General features: G+C 68.9%; 1 pseudogene. It reads left to right on the top strand.

Annotated elements, in window-relative coordinates:
* Positions 1 to 370, top strand: a pseudogene (locus CXY91_RS30825) (caspase family protein); the annotation flags it as partial.

Here is a 370-nt window from a genome sequence, read left to right as displayed (position 1 = left end):
ATGACGGCAATCCCAACGTCGTCGAGAGCGGCTACGCGCTGCAGACGCTGTACCGCAATCTCGAACTGGTGCGGCAGAAGATCGGAGTGCAGCGCCAGCTGATCGTGATGATCGACGCCTGCTTCACCGGTGAGACCGGTCGCAAGGGCGAGAGCCTGCTTGCGGTCTCGGCTCCGGGCTTCACCCCGGCCAAGCCGCGCTCAGGCGATGGCATCGTGAAGCTGGTGGCGACCTCCGGTGCGACCCCGGCCAACTGGGACGCGAACCAGAAGCTCGGCCTGTTCACCAGCCGCTTCCTGATGGGCGCCGCCGGGCTGGCGCGTCCGGCTGGCGCGCCCGAGACCGGCCCGCTCGCCTGGTCCGACCTGCA

Source organism: Allobosea sp. FBZP-16, assembly GCF_002831785.1.
In the GTDB taxonomy this organism is placed as follows: Bacteria; Pseudomonadota; Alphaproteobacteria; order Rhizobiales; family Beijerinckiaceae; genus Allobosea; species Allobosea lupini.
Note: the sequence above shows the minus strand (reverse complement) of the source record. Positions and strands in the feature narration are given on the sequence as shown.